This is a genomic window from Streptomyces sp. MUSC 14 (genome assembly GCF_001866675.1).
In the GTDB taxonomy this organism is placed as follows: Bacteria; Actinomycetota; Actinomycetes; order Streptomycetales; family Streptomycetaceae; genus Streptomyces.
This window is the reverse complement of sequence record NZ_MLYN01000060.1, coordinates 64886-84142: the sequence shown is the minus strand read 5'-3', so window position 1 is coordinate 84142 and position 19257 is coordinate 64886. Positions and strand designations below refer to the sequence as shown.

Sequence of the window (19257 nt, the reverse complement as noted above, 5' to 3'; positions counted from 1 at the left end):
TATGAGGAAACGAGGTCGGATGATGCGTACGCGTCCGCTGAAGGTGGCGCTGCTGGGCTGTGGGGTTGTCGGCTCAGAGGTGGCGCGCATCATGACGACGCACGCCGACGACCTCGCCCAGAGGATCGGTGCCCCGGTGGAGCTGGCGGGCGTCGCCGTACGACGGCCCGCCAAGGTGCGCGAGGGCATCCCGGCGGAACTCGTCACCACCGACGCCACCGCCCTCGTCAAACGGGGGGACATCGACGTCGTGGTCGAGGTGATCGGCGGCATCGAGCCCGCCCGGTCCCTGATCACCGCCGCCTTCGAGCACGGCGCGTCCGTCGTCTCCGCGAACAAGGCCCTGCTCGCCCAGGACGGCGCCGCCCTGCACGCCGTCGCCGAGGAGCACGGCCGCGACCTGTACTACGAGGCCGCCGTCGCCGGTGCCATCCCGCTGATCCGCCCGCTGCGCGAGTCCCTCGCCGGCGACAAGGTCAACCGGGTGCTCGGCATCGTCAACGGCACCACCAACTTCATCCTCGACAAGATGGACTCGACCGGGGCCGGCTATCAGGAGGCCCTCGACGAGGCCACCGCGCTCGGGTACGCCGAGGCGGACCCGACCGCCGACGTCGAGGGCTTCGACGCCGCCGCCAAGGCCGCGATCCTCGCCGGCATCGCCTTCCACACGCGCGTGCGTCTCGACGACGTCTACCGCGAGGGCATGGCCGAGGTCACCGCCGCCGACTTCCGCTCCGCGAAGGAGATGGGGTGCACCATCAAGCTGCTCGCCATCTGCGAGCGGGCGGCGGACGGGGGATCCGTCACCGCGCGCGTGCACCCCGCCATGATTCCGCTGAGCCACCCGCTCGCCTCCGTGCGCGGCGCGTACAACGCCGTCTTCGTGGAGTCCGACGCGGCCGGCCAGCTCATGTTCTACGGTCCCGGCGCCGGCGGTTCCCCGACCGCCTCCGCCGTGCTCGGCGACCTCGTCGCCGTCTGCCGCAACCGGCTCAACGGCGCAACGGGGCCCGGTGAGTCTGCGTACGCCGCCCTGCCCGTCTCGCCCATGGGCGAGGTCGTCACGCGGTACCACATCAGCCTCGACGTCGCGGACAAACCGGGTGTACTCGCCCAGGTCGCGACCGTCTTCGCCGAGCACGGCGTGTCGATCGACACCGTTCGGCAGCAGGGCAAGGACGGCGAGGCCTCCCTCGTCGTCGTCACCCACCGCGCGTCCGACGCCTCCCTGTCCGGGACCGTCGAGGCGCTGCGCAAGCTCGACACCGTGCGGGGTGTCGCCAGCATCATGCGGGTTGAAGGAGAGTAACCAGCAATGACCCACCAGTGGCGCGGAATCATCGAGGAGTACCGGGACAGGCTGCCGGTATCCGACTCCACTCCGGTCGTGACGCTCCGCGAGGGCGGCACGCCGCTCGTGCCCGCGCAGGTGCTCTCCGAGCGCACCGGCTGTGAGGTCCACCTGAAGGTGGAGGGTGCCAACCCCACCGGGTCCTTCAAGGACCGGGGCATGACCATGGCCATCTCCAAGGCCAAGGAGGAGGGCGCGAAGGCGGTCATCTGTGCCTCCACCGGCAACACCTCCGCCTCCGCCGCCGCCTACGCGGTGCGGGCCGGCATGGTCTCGGCCGTCCTCGTGCCGCAGGGCAAGATCGCGCTCGGCAAGATGGGCCAGGCCCTCGTGCACGGCGCGAAGATCCTCCAGGTCGACGGCAACTTCGACGACTGCCTCACCCTCGCGCGCGAGCTGAGCGAGAACTACCCGGTGGCGCTGGTCAATTCGGTCAACCCGGTGCGCATCGAGGGCCAGAAGACGGCCGCCTTCGAGATCGTGGACATGCTCGGCGACGCGCCCGACATCCACGTCCTGCCGGTCGGCAACGCGGGCAACATCACCGCCTACTGGAAGGGCTACAAGGAGTACGCCGGTGACGGCATCTCCGCCAAGACTCCCCGGATGTGGGGCTTCCAGGCCTCCGGCAGTGCCCCGATCGTGCGCGGCGAGGTCGTCAAGGACCCCTCGACCATCGCCACCGCCATCCGCATCGGCAATCCCGCCTCCTGGCAGTACGCCCTCGCCGCGCGGGACGAGTCGGGCGGCGCCATCGACGAGGTGACGGACCGTGAAATCCTGCGCGCCTACCGGCTGTTGGCCGCGCAGGAGGGCGTCTTCGTGGAGCCCGCCTCCGCCGCCTCCGTGGCCGGTCTGCTCAAGGCGGCCGAGCAGGGCAAGGTCGACCCGGGCCAGCGGATCGTGTGCACCGTCACCGGCAACGGTCTGAAGGACCCCGACTGGGCCGTCGCCGGTGCCCCGCAGCCGGTCACCGTGCCGGTCGACGCGGCCACCGCCGCCGAGCGCCTCGGTCTGGCCTGAGCCCCGGCAAAACCCTGACAGGGTGCACAGGGGGCTTACGACACGCATCGTGCGCCTCCTGTGCGCCCTATGTCGCCACAGAACCTTCCTTCGATAGTCTGTAGGGAACCCGCCCATTGCATATGCCTGCGCATATGGGTGACGCCGCGCCGTCTGCGCGGCCCGAGGGTCTCTACGTACGTATCGAATGTCATCGAATGTCTTCGACAGTCACGCAGCTCAAGGAGAGTCAACGAGCGATGGCCGGTCCAGCGTTCCGCGCCGCCGCCGTCCGGGTGCGCGTCCCCGCCACCAGCGCCAACCTCGGCCCGGGCTTCGACGCCCTCGGCCTCGCGCTGGGGCTGTACGACGACGTGGTCGTCCGGGTGGCCGACGCCGGGCTGCACATCGACATCGCGGGCGAGGGCGACGAGACCCTCCCGCGCGACGAGAGCCACCTCCTCGTCCGCTCGATGCGTACCGCCTTCGATCTGCTGGGCGGACAGCCCCGCGGCCTGGAAATCGTCTGCGCCAACCGCATTCCGCACGGCCGTGGCCTGGGCTCGTCCTCCGCCGCCATCTGTGCCGGCATCGTCGCCGCCCGCGCCGTGACCATAGGCGGGGAGGCCCGGCTCGACGACGCCGCCCTCCTCGAACTGGCCACCGAGATCGAGGGCCACCCCGACAACGTCGCCGCCTGTCTGCTCGGCGGATTCACCCTGTCCTGGATGGAGGCCGGCGCCGCCCGGGCGATCAGGATGGAGCCCAGCGATTCCATCGTTCCGGTGGTTTTCGTACCCGGAAAGCCGGTCCTGACGGAGACCGCGCGCGGCCTGCTCCCACGCTCCGTGCCGCATGTCGACGCCGCCGCCAACGCGGGCCGTGCCGCACTGCTCGTCGAGGCCCTCACCCGGCGCCCCGAGCTGCTGCTGCCCGCCACCGAGGACCGCCTTCACCAGGAGTACCGCGCCCCGGCCATGCCGGAGAGCGCCGCGCTCGTGGAGCGGCTGCGCGCCGACGGCATCCCGGCCGTCATCTCGGGCGCCGGCCCCACCGTCATGGCGCTGGCCGACGCCGACAGCGCCGACAAGGTCTCTCACCTCGCAGGTGGGGGCTGGGCCGCCAACCGGCTGGACCTGGACGTACAGGGCGCGAGCGTGCTGCCGCTCGCGACCTCCGGTGTTGATTAACTGCGTCCGGTTGCCGGATTTGGAGAGGGGGAATGTTTGTTGGATCCGGTAGTGTTAACCTCAAGTCTGCACCCGACCCCACCATGGCGAGGTGCCTCGTGTCCCCGTCCGGGACAGACATTCTTCCGGGAGCCTCCCACGCCACTCCGTGTTCCTTGCGCCGCACCTGGGCAGTACGACGTATGCGAGCACTGAGCGGGCCGCCGGGCACGCTCCGGAACTGGTGCTACCACGCCACGTGACACTGGGTGTCACGGCTCGCGGAAGCGCCGATCACCGCACATTTCTCTTCCGCCGCTTTGGCGGACCACCGCCCCGGCGCGGTTCACAGAAGACAGGACCGTAGCCGGACAGCACAACCGGTCGCCGAGCCAGACAGGCCGACGTCCGCTCCAGGGAAGGACCCTTCGTGAGCGACACCACCGATCTGATGGGCGCACGTGTCGAGGAGACCGCTGCCGCGCCCGCCACGGACGCCTCCGCGCCTGCCACCGGTGCCGGCTCCCGGCGGCGCCGCGGTACCGGCCTTGAGGGCATGGTGCTGGCCGAGCTGCAACAGGTCGCCTCGGGCCTCGGCATCAGGGGCACCGCGCGGATGCGCAAGAGCCAGCTGATCGAGGTCATCAAGGAGGCGCAGGCCGCCGGTGGGGGTGCCCCCGCCGGGGGAGCCGCAGCCAAGGCCGAGGCCGCCACCGAGACCAAGCCCAAGCGCCGCGCCACCTCCAAGGCCCGTACGGGTGAGGCCGCCGACGGCGACAAGAAGGCCGAGGCTCCGGCCGAGAAGGCCGTGGCCCAGCAGCAGATCGAGATCCCCGGCCAGCCGGCCTCCGACGACGCGCCCACCGAGCGCCGTCGCCGCCGCGCCACCGCTGACGCCGGCAGCCCCACCGCGAGCGGCGCCGAGACGGTCGTCGCCGAGGCGAAGGCCGAGACCAGGGCCGAGTCTCCGGCCACGTCGGCCCAGCAGCCGCAGGGCGAGGGTGCCAAGGGCGACGCCGGTGAGGGCGAGGGCCGTGGCCGCCGCGACCGCCGTGAGCGTGGCCGGGACCGTGACCGTCGCGGCAAGGGCGACGACCAGCAGGGCCAGGGCGGCCGTCAGGACCGTCAGCAGCAGGGCGGCCAGCAGCAGGGCGGCGGCCGGCAGGACCGCCAGGACCGCCAGCGCGACAACGGCCCGCAGGACGACGACGACTTCGAGGGCGGCCGCCGTGGCCGTCGCGGGCGCTACCGCGACCGCCGTGGCCGTCGTGGCCGCGACGAGTTCGCGAACGAGCCGCAGCTCGCCGAGGACGACGTCCTGATCCCCGTCGCGGGCATCCTGGACATCCTCGACAACTACGCCTTCATCCGGACCTCCGGCTACCTGCCGGGTCCGAACGACGTGTACGTCTCCCTCGCCCAGGTCCGCAAGAACGGCCTGCGCAAGGGTGACCACGTCACCGGTGCGGTCCGCCAGCCGAAGGAGGGCGAGCGCCGCGAGAAGTTCAACGCGCTGGTCCGCCTCGACTCCGTCAACGGCATGGCGCCCGAACACGGCCGCGGCCGCCCGGAGTTCAACAAGCTGACCCCGCTCTACCCGCAGGACCGGCTCCGCCTGGAGACCGACCCGGGCGTGCTGACGACGCGGATCATCGACCTCGTGTCGCCGATCGGCAAGGGCCAGCGCGGTCTGATCGTGGCCCCGCCGAAGACCGGCAAGACCATGATCATGCAGGCGATCGCCAACGCGATCACGCACAACAACCCCGAGTGCCACCTGATGGTCGTCCTCGTCGACGAGCGTCCGGAAGAGGTCACCGACATGCAGCGGTCGGTCAAGGGCGAGGTCATCTCCTCGACCTTCGACCGTCCGGCCGAGGACCACACCACGGTCGCCGAGCTGGCCATCGAGCGCGCCAAGCGTCTCGTGGAGCTGGGGCACGACGTCGTCGTGCTGCTCGACTCCATCACGCGTCTGGGCCGTGCCTACAACCTGGCGGCGCCGGCCTCCGGCCGCATCCTGTCCGGTGGTGTCGACTCGACCGCCCTGTACCCGCCGAAGCGCTTCTTCGGTGCGGCCCGCAACATCGAGGACGGCGGCTCGCTGACCATCCTCGCCACCGCCCTGGTGGACACCGGGTCCCGCATGGACGAGGTGATCTTCGAGGAGTTCAAGGGCACCGGCAACGCGGAGCTCAAGCTCGACCGGAAGCTCGCCGACAAGCGCATCTTCCCGGCGGTGGACGTGGACGCGTCCGGCACCCGTAAGGAAGAGATCCTCCTCGGCGCCGAGGAGCTGGCCATCACCTGGAAGCTGCGCCGAGTGCTGCACGCGCTCGACTCGCAGCAGGCGATCGAGCTGCTTCTGGACAAGATGAAGCAGACGAAGTCGAACGCCGAGTTCCTGTTGCAGATCCAGAAGACGACGCCGATGCCCGGTAACGGTGACTAGGACAAGAGCGTCGGAAAGGTCACAACCGAGATCCCTGCCACAGGGTTCCCGGTCGTGACCTACCAGGAATGACTACGCAGAGTGCCCATCGCTGTACGCGGTGGGCACTCTGCGTTGTGCAACTCTGTCCCGAGTTTCTCCGTCTGACCGTACGGAGCGACGATGGAGCGGTGACGCCCGCCCGACCCTGAAAGCAGGGGGTACAGCCGACCGACGAGACCTAGGAGCGATGTGTCCGCCCAGAGCACGCCGGAGCCCGTCATAACCGAGCCGGACGGGGCAGGTCGCCGCACCGGCAGGGGACGCCGCCGCAAGGCCCCGAGCAAGGGCCGCAGGGCGCTGCGGGTCACGGCCTGGACGGCCGCGGGCGTGGTCGTCCTGGGCGGCACCGGAGCCGGGTACGTCTACTTCAAGCTCAACGGCAACCTCAAGAGCGTCGACATCAACCAGGCGCTCGGCGCCGACCGGCCCACGAAGATCGACAACGGCTCCGAGAACATCCTGGTCCTCGGCTCGGACAGCCGCTCCGGCTCCAACAAGAAGCTCGGCGGCGGCACCGACGACGGCAGCGCCCGCTCCGACACGGCGATGATCGTCCACGTCTACGAGGGCCACAAGAAGGCCAGCGTGGTCTCCATCCCCCGGGACACCCTCGTCGACCGCCCGTCGTGCACCGACACCGGCGGCACCGCGCACCCTGCCGCGACCGGCGTGATGTTCAACGAGGCGTACGCGACCGGCGGCGCGGCCTGCGCCGTGAAGACCGTCGAGTCGCTCACCGGCATCCGCATGGACCACTACCTGGAGGTCGACTTCGAGGGCTTCCAGCGGCTCGTCGACGACCTCGGCGGCGTCCCGGTCACGACCACCAAGAACATCGACGACCCGCAGAGCCACCTGACCCTCAAGGCCGGCACCCACACCCTGAACGGCCGGCAGGCCCTCGGTCTGGTCCGCACCCGGCACGGCGTCGGCGACGGCTCCGACCTGGGCCGCATCCAGCTCCAGCAGGCGTTCGTCAAGGCGCTGATCGACCAGGTCGAGCACGTCGGCGTGTTCAGCAACCCCAAGAAGCTGTACGACCTCGCCGACACCGCCACCAAGGCCGTGACCAGCGATTCGGACCTGGGCTCGGTCAACTCCCTCATCGACTTCGCCAACGGCCTCAAGGGCATCGGCGCGCAGCACATGAACATGGTCACGATGCCGGTCCAGTACGACCCGGCCGACCCCAACCGGGTGGTCCTGGAGACCGCCAAGGCCCAGCAGGTCTGGTCCGCCCTGAAGAACGACCGGCCGATCCCGAAGTCGGCGACGGAGGGTACGGCCGCGGGCGAGGCCAAGGGCGTGGTGAGTTCCTGAGGGGTGCGTTCCCCCTCTCCCGGCCCCGGCGCCGCCCCCGGGGAATAGATGACGGGCACCCCCGGTTTTGGGGGATGGCGCCAGTCCTGGCAGACTGGTACGTCGGCTCCGGTTCACGCTCCCGCATCCCGCGGCGGCGACCCGGCGCCCTCCCGAAACCTAGGAGACACCTTGAAGCGCGACATCCACCCCGAGTACGTCGAGACGCAGGTCAGCTGCACCTGTGGCGCGTCGTTCACCACCCGCAGCACCATCGAGTCCGGCACCATCCGGGCCGAGGTCTGCTCCGAGTGCCACCCGTTCTACACGGGCAAGCAGAAGATCCTCGACACCGGTGGCCGTGTGGCCCGCTTCGAGGCCCGCTTCGGCAAGGCTGCCGCCGGCTCCAAGAAGTAGCGAGCCCCCATTCGCCGGTCCACGGCCACACCCTCACCGGGGTGTGCCCGGGACCGGCGTTTTTGGTCGCCCGCCCTTCCCTTCACCGCAGTACAGGAGCCCAAGATGTTCGAGGCCGTCGAGGAACTCGTCACCGAGCACGGCGATCTGGAGAAGCAGCTCGCCGACCCGTCGGTCCACGCCGACCAGGCGAACGCGCGCAAGCTGAACAAGCGCTACGCCGAGCTGACCCCGATCGTCGCCACGTACCGCTCCTGGAAGCAGTCCGGCGACGACATCGAGACCGCGCGCGAGCTGGCCGCCGACGACCCCGACTTCGCCGCCGAGGTCAAGGACCTGGAGAAGCAGCGCGAGGAGCTGACCGAGAAGCTGCGGCTGCTGCTCGTCCCGCGCGACCCGAGTGACGACAAGGACGTCATTCTGGAGATCAAGGCGGGCGCGGGCGGCGACGAGTCGGCGCTGTTCGCCGGCGACCTGCTGCGGATGTACCTGCGGTACGCCGAGCGCGTCGGCTGGAAGACCGAGATCATCGACGCCACCGAGTCCGAGCTGGGCGGCTACAAGGACGTCCAGGTCGCGGTGAAGACCAAGGGCGGCCAGGGCGCCACCGAGCCCGGCCAGGGCGTGTGGGCGCGGCTGAAGTACGAGGGCGGTGTGCACCGGGTGCAGCGCGTCCCGGCGACCGAGTCGCAGGGCCGTATCCACACCTCCGCCGCCGGTGTCCTCGTGACCCCCGAGGCCGAGGAGGTGGACGTGGAGATCAACCCGAACGACCTCCGCATCGACGTCTACCGCTCCTCCGGTCCCGGCGGCCAGTCCGTCAACACCACCGACTCCGCCGTGCGCATCACGCACCTGCCGACCGGCGTCGTCGCCTCCTGCCAGAACGAGAAGAGCCAGCTCCAGAACAAGGAGCAGGCCCTGCGTATCCTGCGCTCCAGGCTGCTCGCCGCGGCGCAGGAGGAGGCCGAGCGGGAAGCCGCGGACGCCCGCCGCAGCCAGGTCCGCACCGTCGACCGTTCCGAGAAGATCCGCACCTACAACTTCCCGGAGAACCGCATCTCGGACCACCGCGTCGGCTTCAAGGCGTACAACCTGGACCAGGTCCTGGACGGCGACCTCGCCGCGGTGATCCAGGCCTGCGTCGACGCCGACTCGGCGGCGAAGCTGGCAGCTGCATAAAGGCATCTACGCTCGACCCAGTACGACACGGAGGACTCGCGTGAACCTGCTGCTCGCGGAGGTGGCCCAGGCCACCCAGCGGCTGGCCGACGCCGGCGTGCCCTCGCCGCGCAACGACGCGGAGGAGCTGGCCGCGTTCGTGCACGGGGTGAAGCGCGGCGCACTGCACTCCGTGAAGGACGCCGACTTCGACGCCCGGTACTGGGAGGTCATCGCCCGGCGCGAGCAGCGCGAGCCGCTCCAGCACATCACCGGGCGGGCCTACTTCCGCTACCTGGAACTCCAGGTCGGGCCGGGCGTGTTCGTGCCCCGGCCGGAGACCGAGTCCGTGGTCGGCTGGGCCATAGACGCCGTGCGCGCCATGGACGTCGTCGAGCCGTGCATCGTGGACCTGTGCACCGGCTCCGGCGCCATCGCGCTGGCCCTCGCCCAGGAGGTCCCGCGCTCGCGGGTGCACGCCGTGGAGCTGTCCGAGGACGCCCTGGTGTGGACCCGCAAGAACGTGGCGGGCTCCAGGGTCGACCTGCGCCAGGGCGACGCCCTGACCGCTTTCCCCGACCTCGACGGCCAGGTCGACCTGGTCATCTCCAACCCGCCGTACATCCCGCTCACCGAGTGGGAGTACGTCGCCATCGAGGCCCGCGACTACGACCCGGAGCTGGCTCTCTTCTCCGGTGAGGACGGGCTCGACCTGATCCGCGGCATCGAGCGCACCGCCCACCGGCTGCTGCGCCCCGGCGGGGTCGTCGTGATCGAGCACGCGGACACCCAGGGCGGCCAGGTGCCGTGGATCTTCACCGAGGAGCGGGGCTGGGCCGACGCGGCCGACCACCCCGACCTCAACAACCGCCCCCGGTTCGCGACCGCCCGCAAGGCGCTGCCGTGAGCACCCCGACGACTTTCATCCGGCTGTACGTGTACGAGGAGGCCCGCTAGACATGGCACGGCGATACGACACCAACGACGCGACCGACCGCGCGACGGGTCTGCGCGAGGCCGCGTCCGCCGTCCGCCGGGGCGAGCTGGTGGTGCTGCCGACCGACACGGTCTACGGCATCGGCGCCGACGCGTTCTCCTCGGAGGGCGTCGCCGACCTGCTCGCCGCCAAGGGCCGGGGCCGCAACATGCCCACCCCTGTGCTCATCGGCTCCCCGAACACCCTGCACGGCCTCGTCACGGACTTCTCCGAGCTGGCCTGGGAGCTGGTCGACGCGTTCTGGCCGGGCGCCCTCACGCTGGTCGCCAAGCACCAGCCCTCGCTCCAGTGGGACCTCGGCGACACCCGGGGCACGGTGGCCGTCCGCATGCCGCTGCACCCCGTCGCGATCGAACTGCTCACCGAGGTCGGCCCGATGGCGGTGTCGTCGGCGAACCTCACCGGGCACCCCGCGCCGGAGGACTGCGACGCCGCCCAGGAGATGCTCGGCGACTCGGTCTCCGTCTACCTCGACGGGGGCCCGACGCCCGGCATCGTGCCGTCGTCCATCGTGGACGTCAGCCGTTCCGTGCCGGTGCTGCTGCGCGAGGGCGCGATCTCGGCGGAGGAGCTGCGGAAGGTCGTACCTGACCTCGAGGTGGCGAATTGACGGCCCCTGAAGCGGGGCGTGGCATAGGCATCGGGGCCAGTGCGGCAGAGACGACCACGACCTTCGGCTTTCCCCGCGACACCTTCCGCATCCTCCACGTCAGCACCGGCAACGTGTGCCGCTCGCCCATCACCGAGCGGCTGACCCGCCATTTCGTCGCGGAGCGGCTCGGCGTGCTCGGCGGCGGGCTGATCGTGGAGAGCGCGGGCACCTGGGGCCACGAGGGCGCCCCGATGGAGGCCAACGCGGAGGCGGTGCTGGCCGAGTTCGGCGCGGACGCCTCCGGCTTCTTCGGCCGGGAGCTGCTGGACGAGCACGTCATCCGGGCCGACCTGGTGCTCACGGCCACGCGGGACCATCGGGCGCAGGTGATCTCGATGGGGCATTCGGCGGGGCTGCGGACGTTCACACTGAAGGAGTTCACCCGGCTGGTCCGCGCGATAGACCCCACGACGCTGCCCCCGCTGGAGGACGGCGTGGTGATGCGTGCCCGCGCGCTGGTGCGGGCGGCCGCGGCGCTGCGGGGCTGGCTGCTCGCGCCCACGGCGGAGGCGGACGAGGTCCACGACCCGTACGGCGCCCCGCTGCCGTTCTTCCGCTCCGTCGGGGGCGAGATACACCAGGCACTGGACCCGGTGGTGACGGCGCTGACGGGCGTGGCCACCCGGACGTAGCCGACCGGTGTGGCCGTTCGGACGTAAGGGACACACGCGGGCGCAACGGTCGCGCGGGGGGTGCGGGGCGGGCCTACATTGGGGTTACGTCACCGTCGACCGCCCGGGAGCCCGCCATGTCGGTCACCTCCACCCTCCCGACCGATGTCCTGCGGCAGCAGGACCCCGAGCTGGCCGAGATCCTGCAGGGCGAGCTGCGCCGGCAGTCGACGTCGCTCCAGCTGATCGCCGCCGAGAACTTCACCTCGCCCGCCGTGCTGGCCGCACTCGGCTCGCCGCTCGCCAACAAGTATGCCGAGGGCTATCCCGGCGCCCGCCACCACGGCGGCTGCGAACTGGTCGACATCGCCGAGCGGCTCGCCGTGGAGCGGGCCGAGGCGCTGTTCGGGGCCGCGCACGCCAACGTCCAGGCCCACTCGGGCTCCTCGGCCGTCCTGGCCGCCTACGCCGCCCTGCTGCGCCCCGGAGACACCGTCCTCGCCCTCGGCCTGCACTCCGGCGGTCACCTCACCCACGGCTCGCCCGCGAACTTCTCGGGCCGCTGGTTCGACTTCGTCGGGTACGGCGTCGACGCCGAGACCGGGCTCATCGACCACGACCAGGTGCGGCATCTGGCCCGCAACCACCGGCCCAAGGCGATCGTGTGCGGGTCCATCGCCTACCCCCGCCACATCGACTACGCCTTCTTCCGCGAGGTGGCCGACGAGGTCGGGGCCTATCTGATCGCCGACGCCGCGCATCCGATCGGGCTGGTCGCGGGGGGAGCGGCGCCGAACCCGGTGCCGTACGCCGATGTCGTGTGCGCGACGACCCACAAGGTGCTGCGCGGGCCGCGCGGCGGCATGATCCTGTGCGGCACCCCCGAACTGGCCGAGCGGATCGACCGGGCCGTGTTCCCCTTCACCCAGGGCGGCGCCCAGATGCACACCATCGCCGCCAAGGCCGTCGCGTTCGGCGAGGCGGCCACCCCGGCGTTCGCCGCGTACGCCCATCGGGTGGTCGCCAACGCCAGGACGCTGGCCGCGCTGCTGGAGGCCGAGGGGTTCACCGTCACCACCGGCGGCACCGACACCCATCTGATCACCGTCGACCCCGCCCCGCTCGGCGTGGACGGCCGCGCCGCCCGCGGCCGCCTCGCCGCCGCCGGGATCGTGCTGGACTGCTGTGTGCTGCCGCACGACGACGGCCGCGGGCTGCGCCTGGGCACCGCCGCGGTGACGACCCAGGGCATGGGCGAGCCGGAGATGGCCCGGATCGCGGCACTGATGGCCGGGGTGCTGCGGGGCACCGCCGAGCCGGCCCGGGCGCGGGAGGAGGTGCGCGAACTGACCGGTGATTTTCCGCCGTATCCGGCCTGAACCGGGGCAGGCGTCGGCCCGTACACCCCTATGTGCGCCGTAGACCACAGCCACACGTGCAACCATCGTCGCTACCCGGAAGTCCCCATCCATATACGTCCATCGCTAGGGTGTGGGGCTGTGATGGCCAGCGAGACCTGTGGGGAAGCCCGTGCGTGAATACCTGCTGACGCTCTGCATCACGGCCGCGGTGACGTACCTGCTGACAGGGCCGGTGCGGAAGTTCGCGATCGTGGCCGGGGCGATGCCGGAGATCAGGGCCCGTGACGTGCACCGGGAACCGACTCCGCGGCTCGGCGGTATCGCCATGTTCTTCGGCCTGTGCGCGGGCCTGCTCGTCGCGGACCACCTCACCAACCTCAACGAGGTCTTCGCGAAGTCCAACGAGCCGCGGGCCCTGCTCTCCGGTGCGGCCCTGATCTGGCTGATCGGCGTCCTGGACGACAAGTTCGAGATCGACGCGCTGATCAAGCTGGGCGGCCAGATGATCGCCGCGGGCGTCATGGTCATGCAGGGCCTGACGATCCTGTGGCTGCCCATCCCCGGCGTCGGCAACGTGGCGCTGACCCAGTGGCAGGGCACCCTGCTGACCGTCGCCCTCGTCGTCATCACCATCAACGCCGTGAACTTCGTGGACGGCCTCGACGGTCTCGCCGCCGGCATGGTCTGCATCGCGGCCGGCGCGTTCTTCCTGTACGCCTACCGCATCTGGTACTCGTACGGCATCGAGGCCGCCGCCCCGGCCACCCTGTTCTCGGCGATCCTGATGGGCATGTGCCTGGGCTTCCTGCCGCACAACATGCACCCCGCGCGGATCTTCATGGGCGACTCGGGCTCGATGCTGATCGGGCTGGTGCTGGCGGCGGGCGCGATCTCGATCACGGGCCAGCTGGACCCGGACGCGCTGGGCCTGTACGTGGGTTCCGAGAGGGCCGCGGTGCACGCGACGGTGCCGGTCTACATCCCGCTGCTCCTCCCGCTGACGATCATCGCCGTGCCGGCCGCCGACCTGGTCCTCGCGATCGTCCGCCGTACCTGGCGCGGCCAGTCGCCGTTCGCCGCCGACCGCGGGCACCTGCACCACCGGCTGCTGGAGATCGGCCACTCGCACAGCCGGGCCGTGCTGATCATGTACTTCTGGTCGGCCCTGATCGCCTTCGGCGCCCTCGCCTACTCGGTGAACTCGGCGTCCATGTGGATCGTGCTCGGCGTCGTCTTCCTCAGCGCGATCGGACTGATCCTGCTGCTGCTCCCGCGCTTCACGCCGCGTGTGCCGGTGTGGGCACAGGCCTTCGTGCCGCCCCGCTACCGCAGGCGGCGCAGGGCGGCCGAGGCCGCCGTGGCGGAGGCGGCCTGTGCGGCGGAGGAGACCGCCGAGCGGGCACCGGTCGCGGCCGGGATCTCGGGCGTCAACGGGGCGACCGCCATTGGCCCTCGTTCGCGTTTTGTTGATCGTCACTGAGACGCTCAAGGTAAGAATCTGGCGAGAGCATTGCCATCTCGTGGGGCGGCAAAGCCCCCTAATACCAGACAAGTGGGCGCCGTTCCTGCACAGACGGGCGCCGTCACTCTCATGTGTGACAGCAAGCACACCAAGCGGGTAAAGACCTCATCAAATAGTTTGTGATACGGTTCACGAGAACCCCGGATAGAGCCGAAGGACCGTAGTGCGACGGTCCATTGGTGTGAGGTCTCGATCACTCAGCCCGGGACTACGCTCGTCCATGACGACACCCTGCCCCCTTGTGAAAGCGGAGTTGCCGCCATGCCGTCCAATGACGCCCGGAACCTTCTGCGGATCGCTGTGCCCACAGCGGTCGCAGGTGTGATCGCTGTCGCCGTGAGCGCGGCGGTCGCGGGGGGTAAGGGTGCGCTGGGCGCGGCCGTCGGCACGCTGCTGGCCGTCCTGTTCATGGGAGTCGGCCTCTACGTCCTGCAGTGGACGGCAAAAACGCTCCCGCAGCTGTTCCAGATGATGGGCCTGTTGCTCTACGTGGCCCAGCTGCTCCTCCTCCTGATCTTCGTCGCTGTTTTCAAGGACACCTCTCTCTTCAATCCGAAGACGTTCGCCGTGGCGCTCGTCGTCGCGACCGTCGTGTGGATGGCCGCGCAGGCTCGTGCGCACATGAAGGCCAAGATCTTCTACGTCGACCCGGACTCCGAGAAGAGCGAGAAGCCCGAGAAGACAGGGCCGTCGTCGTGAGAGGTAGGGGCGGGATAAAGGCTTGTGAGATCTCCTGCTATCGTCCGGTGCCAACTGCGGCATCGCGGGCGCGGGCAGCTGAGCTGACGCCTGCTCAATGGCGAGGCTCCACGCCCCCCAGCCGCCCCCACATCCGTAACACCAGTCCGGTGCCGCTCCGCGGCCACGCGCCGCGCCGACACAACGAGGTTGCCGTACCCATGCGTCACGCCGAAGGAGCCCGCGGTGAGTGCTGACCAGACCCAGCTCGCCTTTGACTGGAGTTGTCGGGTCATGTCCGACAACGGGTGCGGCTTCCCGGCCCCGGGCCTGAACTCCTTCCTGTTCAAGCCGCTCTTCACGGTCGGGGGCTTCGAGTTCAACAAGGTGATGCTGCTCGCGCTCGTCACCACGCTGGTCATCGTCGTCTTCTTCTCGGCCGCCTTCGGCAAGGCCAAGGTCGTCCCGGGCAAGCTGCAGATGGTCGGCGAGGCCGGCTACGACTTCGTGCGCCGCGGCATCGTCTACGAGACGCTGGGCAAGCGCGAGGGCGAGAAGTGGGTGCCGCTCATGGTCTCCCTCTTCTTCTTCGTCTGGCTCATGAACGTCTGGTCCGTGATCCCGCTGGCACAGTTCCCGGTGTCCTCGGTGATCGCCTTCCCGATGGTGCTGGCCGCGATCGTCTACATCACCTGGGTCGCGCTCACGTTCAAGAAGCACGGCTTCGTCGGCTTCTTCAAGAACGTCACGGGCTACGACAAGTCGCTCGGCGCCGTGCTGCCGCTCGTCATGGTCATCGAGTTCTTCTCGAACCTGCTGGTCCGCCCGTTCACGCACGCGGTGCGACTCTTCGCCAACATGTTCGCCGGTCACCTGATGCTGGTCATGTTCACCGTGGCCTCCTGGTACCTGCTGAACAGCTGGCTGGTCGTGGGTGCCGGCGTCTCCTTCGTGATGACGATGGCCATGATCCTCTTCGAGCTCTTCGTCCAGGCCGTCCAGGCGTACGTCTTCGTGCTGCTGGCCTGCTCCTACATTCAGGGCGCTCTCGCCGAGCACCACTGAGTCGTACCACCCCCGCCAACCCCCAGACGTCCGGTGGCCAACCCCCACCGGTCCATGAAAGAGAAGGAAGAACGGCATGTCCGCTGCTCTTGAGACCCTCGCCGCCACCGCTGGTGTCCACGGCTCCGTCGGCTCCATCGGCTACGGCCTCGCTGCGATCGGCCCCGGCATCGGCGTCGGCATCATCTTCGGTAACGGCACCCAGGCCCTGGCCCGCCAGCCCGAGGCCGCCGGTCTGATCCGTGCCAACCAGATCCTGGGCTTCGCTTTCTGTGAGGCGCTTGCCCTCATCGGCATCGTGATGCCGTTCGTGTTCGGTAAGTAATCACCTCTTACCCGACACGAATCGACGAAAGGCACTGATGTGATCGCCAACCTGGCACAGCTGGCGGCCGAGGAGACCGAGCAGAACCCGCTCGTCCCCGCCGGTCCCGAGCTGCTCATCGGCACCATCGCCTTCGCCATCGTGTTCTTCTTCTTCTGGAAGAAGCTGCTTCCGAACATCAACAAGGTTCTGGAGGAGCGCCGCGCGGCGATCGAAGGCGGTATCGAAGAGGCCGACGCCATGAAGGTCGAGGCCCAGAGCGTGCTTGAGCAGTACAAGGCTCAGCTCGCCGAGGCCCGGCACGAGGCCGCGCGCCTGCGCCAGGAGGCGCAGGAGCAGGGTGCCGCGCTCATCGCCGAGATGCGGGCCGAGGGCCAGCGGCAACGCGAGGAGATCGTCACCGCGGGTCACACCCAGATCGAGGCCGACCGCAAGGCCGCCGCCCAGACGCTGCGTCAGGACGTCGGCAAGCTCGCCACCGAACTGGCCGGCAAGCTCGTCGGCGAGTCCCTCGAGGACCACGCCCGCCAGAGCCGTGTGATCGACCGCTTCCTCGACGAGCTCGAGGAGAAGGCCGAGGCGACTCGATGAACGGAGCGAGCCGCGAGGCCCTGGCTGCCGGCCGTGAGCGTCTCGACACGCTGACGGACTCCACGTCGGTGGACGCTGCTCAGCTCGCCGACGAGCTGGCGGCCGTCACCGCGCTGCTCGACCGCGAGGCCGGCCTGCGCCGGGTCCTCACCGACCCGGCGAAGCAGGCGGAGGCCAAGGCGGAGCTGGTCCAGCGCCTGATCGGCGGCCAGGTCAGCGGTACCGCCGCCGACCTGGTGTCCGGGATGGTCCGCGCCCGCTGGTCGCAGTCCCGCGACCTGGTCGACGCGCTGGAGGAGCTGGCGGACATCGCCGACCTCACCGCCGCCGACAAGCGGGGCAACCTGGACGAGGTCGAGGACGAGCTGTTCCGGTTCGGCCGGATCGTCTCCTCCAGCACCGAGCTGCGCGCCGCGCTGACCGACCGCGCCGCCGGCGCCGAGGCCAAGACCGAGCTGCTGCACCGGCTGCTGGGCGGACGGGCCAAGCCCGCCACCGAGCGTCTGGTCGCGCGCCTCGTGACCGTGCCGCGTGGACGTAGCCTGGAAGCGGGACTGGAGTCCCTGTCCAAGCTGGCCGCCGATCGCCGGGACCGCATGGTCGCCGTCGTCACCTCGGCGGTGCCGCTGGGCGACGGCCAGAAGCAGCGCCTCGGCGCCGCCCTCGCCAAGCTCTACGGCCGGCGGATGCACCTCAACCTGGACGTGGACCCCGAGGTCGTCGGCGGTATCCGGGTACAGGTCGGTGACGAGGTCATCAACGGCTCCCTCGCGGACCGGCTGGACGACGCCGCCCGCCGCATGGCGAGCTGAGCGACGCTCGGTATCCGAGAAGAGCAGTAGTACTCAGAACGGCCCTGGTTGGGCCGTGCAGAAGAATCCTGGGGGTCGCCCCCAGACCCCCAAAGTGAAACTTCGGGCCCAACAAGGAGAGCAGGGAACCCAGATGGCGGAGCTCACGATCCGGCCGGAGGAGATCCGGGACGCGCTGGAGAACTTTGTCCAGTCGTACAAGCCGGACGCGGCCTCGCGCGAGGAGGTCGGTACGGTCACCCTTGCCGGCGACGGCATCGCGAAGATCGAGGGTCTTCCCTCGGCCATGGCCAACGAACTGCTGAAGTTCGAGGACGGCACCCTCGGCCTCGCGCTCAACCTGGAAGAGCGCGAGATCGGTGCCATCGTCCTCGGTGAGTTCAGCGGCATCGAGGAGGGTCAGCCGGTCACGCGCACCGGTGAGGTCCTCTCCGTCGCGGTCGGCGAGGGCTACCTCGGCCGTGTCGTCGACCCGCTCGGCAACCCGATCGACGGCCTCGGCGAGATCGAGACGTCCGGCCGCCGCGCGCTTGAGCTGCAGGCCCCCACGGTCATGCAGCGCAAGTCGGTGCACGAGCCGATGGAGACGGGCTACAAGGCCGTCGACGCGATGACCCCGATCGGCCGCGGTCAGCGTCAGCTGATCATCGGTGACCGCCAGACCGGCAAGACCGCCCTGGCCGTCGACACGATCATCAACCAGCGTGACAACTGGCGCACCGGCGACCCGAAGAAGCAGGTCCGCTGCATCTACGTCGCCATCGGCCAGAAGGGCTCCACCATCGCCGGCGTGCGCCGCGCGCTGGAGGAGAACGGCGCCCTGGAGTACACGACCATCGTCGCCGCCCCGGCGTCCGACCCGGCCGGCTTCAAGTACCTTGCGCCGTACACCGGTTCGGCCATCGGGCAGCAGTGGATGTACGAGGGCAAGCACGTCCTCATCATCTTCGACGACCTGTCGAAGCAGGCCGACGCCTACCGCGCCGTCTCCCTGCTGCTGCGCCGCCCGCCGGGCCGTGAGGCCTACCCGGGTGACGTCTTCTACCTGCACTCCCGTCTGCTGGAGCGCTGCGCCAAGCTCTCCGACGACATGGGCGCCGGCTCGATGACCGGTCTGCCGATCGTCGAGACCAAGGCCAACGACGTCTCGGCGTTCATCCCGACCAACGTCATCTCCATCACCGACGGCCAGTGCTTCCTGGAGTCGGACCTGTTCAACGCCGGTCAGCGTCCCGCGCTGAACGTCGGTATCTCCGTCTCCCGAGTCGGTGGTTCCGCGCAGCACAAGGCGATGCGCCAGGTCTCCGGCCGTCTGCGCGTGGACCTCGCCCAGTTCCGCGAGCTGGAGGCGTTCGCCGCCTTCGGTTCCGACCTGGACGCGGCCTCCAAGGCGCAGCTGGAGCGCGGTTCGCGCATGGTCGAGCTGCTGAAGCAGGACCAGTACCAGCCGATGGCCACCGAGGACCAGGTCGTCTCCGTCTGGGCCGGCACCAACGGCCGTATGGACGACGTCCCGGTCGGCGACATCCGCCGTTTCGAGAAGGAACTGATCGACTTCCTGCACCGGAAGCACCAGGGCCTGATGACCTCCATCAAGGAGGGCGCCAAGATGTCGAACGACACGATCCAGGCGATCGACGACGCCGTGGCGGAGTTCAAGAAGCAGTTCGAGACCTCGGACGGCAAGCTGCTCGGCGAGGACGTTCCTGCCGCTGCCGCCAAGTGACGTAAGGAAGGGACCTGACTC

The 19257-nt window shown here is 69.9% G+C and carries 18 protein-coding genes; all 18 read left to right on the top strand.

Annotated features, from left to right (window positions below; all coding sequences use genetic code 11):
• Positions 1-19: 19 nt before the first annotated feature.
• The 18 genes from BIV25_RS34545 (at position 20) to atpA (ending at position 19236) form a co-directional block, all read left to right on the top strand.
• Positions 20-1312, top strand: coding sequence for a homoserine dehydrogenase (locus BIV25_RS34545; RefSeq protein ID WP_071376456.1), 1293 nt, complete (start codon positions 20-22; stop codon positions 1310-1312).
• A 6-nt stretch (positions 1313-1318) separates the two neighbouring features.
• Complete coding sequence (gene thrC / locus BIV25_RS34540; RefSeq protein ID WP_071376455.1) at positions 1319-2377, top strand: threonine synthase; 1059 nt, start codon at positions 1319-1321, stop codon at positions 2375-2377.
• Positions 2378-2616: 239 nt separating this feature from the next.
• A complete protein-coding gene (gene thrB / locus BIV25_RS34535) occupies positions 2617-3546 on the top strand; it encodes a homoserine kinase (RefSeq protein ID WP_071376454.1) in 930 nt (309 codons plus the stop codon).
• A gap of 409 nt (positions 3547-3955) precedes the next feature.
• Positions 3956-5977: a transcription termination factor Rho gene (gene rho / locus BIV25_RS34530; protein WP_071376453.1), complete on the top strand. Its 2022-nt coding sequence runs from the start codon at positions 3956-3958 to the stop codon at positions 5975-5977.
• A 231-nt stretch (positions 5978-6208) separates the two neighbouring features.
• Entirely contained in the window at positions 6209-7339 is a 1131-nt protein-coding gene (locus BIV25_RS34525; protein ID WP_071376452.1) for an LCP family protein, read from the top strand.
• Between the two features lie 171 nt (positions 7340-7510).
• Entirely contained in the window at positions 7511-7735 is a 225-nt protein-coding gene (rpmE, locus tag BIV25_RS34520; protein WP_019326867.1) for a 50S ribosomal protein L31, read from the top strand.
• Positions 7736-7840: 105 nt separating this feature from the next.
• Positions 7841-8917 (top strand): peptide chain release factor 1, encoded by a 1077-nt coding sequence (gene prfA, locus BIV25_RS34515; protein ID WP_071376451.1) that lies wholly within the window; start codon positions 7841-7843, stop codon positions 8915-8917.
• A 40-nt stretch (positions 8918-8957) separates the two neighbouring features.
• The gene (prmC, locus tag BIV25_RS34510; protein WP_071376450.1) at positions 8958-9803 is read left to right on the top strand and encodes a peptide chain release factor N(5)-glutamine methyltransferase; all 846 of its coding nucleotides are present in this window, start codon (positions 8958-8960) and stop codon (positions 9801-9803) included.
• Between the two features lie 52 nt (positions 9804-9855).
• The gene (locus tag BIV25_RS34505) at positions 9856-10503 is read left to right on the top strand and encodes an L-threonylcarbamoyladenylate synthase (protein ID WP_071376449.1); all 648 of its coding nucleotides are present in this window, start codon (positions 9856-9858) and stop codon (positions 10501-10503) included.
• Positions 10500-11177, top strand: coding sequence for a protein-tyrosine-phosphatase (locus tag BIV25_RS34500; RefSeq protein ID WP_071376448.1), 678 nt, complete (start codon positions 10500-10502; stop codon positions 11175-11177). Before BIV25_RS34505 ends, BIV25_RS34500 begins: the two co-directional genes overlap by 4 nt.
• 116 nt (positions 11178-11293) lie before the next feature.
• Positions 11294-12535 carry a serine hydroxymethyltransferase gene (glyA, locus tag BIV25_RS34495; protein WP_071376447.1) on the top strand — a complete coding sequence of 414 codons (1242 nt, stop codon included), beginning with the start codon at positions 11294-11296 and terminating at the stop codon, positions 12533-12535.
• A 151-nt stretch (positions 12536-12686) separates the two neighbouring features.
• Positions 12687-13997 (top strand): MraY family glycosyltransferase, encoded by a 1311-nt coding sequence (locus BIV25_RS34490; protein WP_071376446.1) that lies wholly within the window; start codon positions 12687-12689, stop codon positions 13995-13997.
• A gap of 303 nt (positions 13998-14300) precedes the next feature.
• Positions 14301-14738: a hypothetical protein gene (locus tag BIV25_RS34485; RefSeq protein ID WP_071376445.1), complete on the top strand. Its 438-nt coding sequence runs from the start codon at positions 14301-14303 to the stop codon at positions 14736-14738.
• 273 nt (positions 14739-15011) lie between these two features.
• Positions 15012-15782, top strand: coding sequence for a F0F1 ATP synthase subunit A (atpB, locus tag BIV25_RS34480; protein WP_071376444.1), 771 nt, complete (start codon positions 15012-15014; stop codon positions 15780-15782).
• Between the two features lie 76 nt (positions 15783-15858).
• Positions 15859-16107, top strand: a complete 249-nt coding sequence (atpE, locus tag BIV25_RS34475; protein ID WP_023546735.1) for an ATP synthase F0 subunit C — start codon at positions 15859-15861, stop codon at positions 16105-16107.
• Positions 16108-16146: 39 nt separating this feature from the next.
• Positions 16147-16698, top strand: a complete 552-nt coding sequence (locus BIV25_RS34470) for a F0F1 ATP synthase subunit B (protein WP_071376443.1) — start codon at positions 16147-16149, stop codon at positions 16696-16698.
• The gene (locus BIV25_RS34465; protein ID WP_071376442.1) at positions 16695-17510 is read left to right on the top strand and encodes a F0F1 ATP synthase subunit delta; all 816 of its coding nucleotides are present in this window, start codon (positions 16695-16697) and stop codon (positions 17508-17510) included. Before BIV25_RS34470 ends, BIV25_RS34465 begins: the two co-directional genes overlap by 4 nt.
• A gap of 133 nt (positions 17511-17643) precedes the next feature.
• Positions 17644-19236, top strand: a complete 1593-nt coding sequence (atpA, locus tag BIV25_RS34460; RefSeq protein WP_071376441.1) for a F0F1 ATP synthase subunit alpha — start codon at positions 17644-17646, stop codon at positions 19234-19236.
• The last annotated feature ends 21 nt before the right edge of the window (positions 19237-19257 follow it).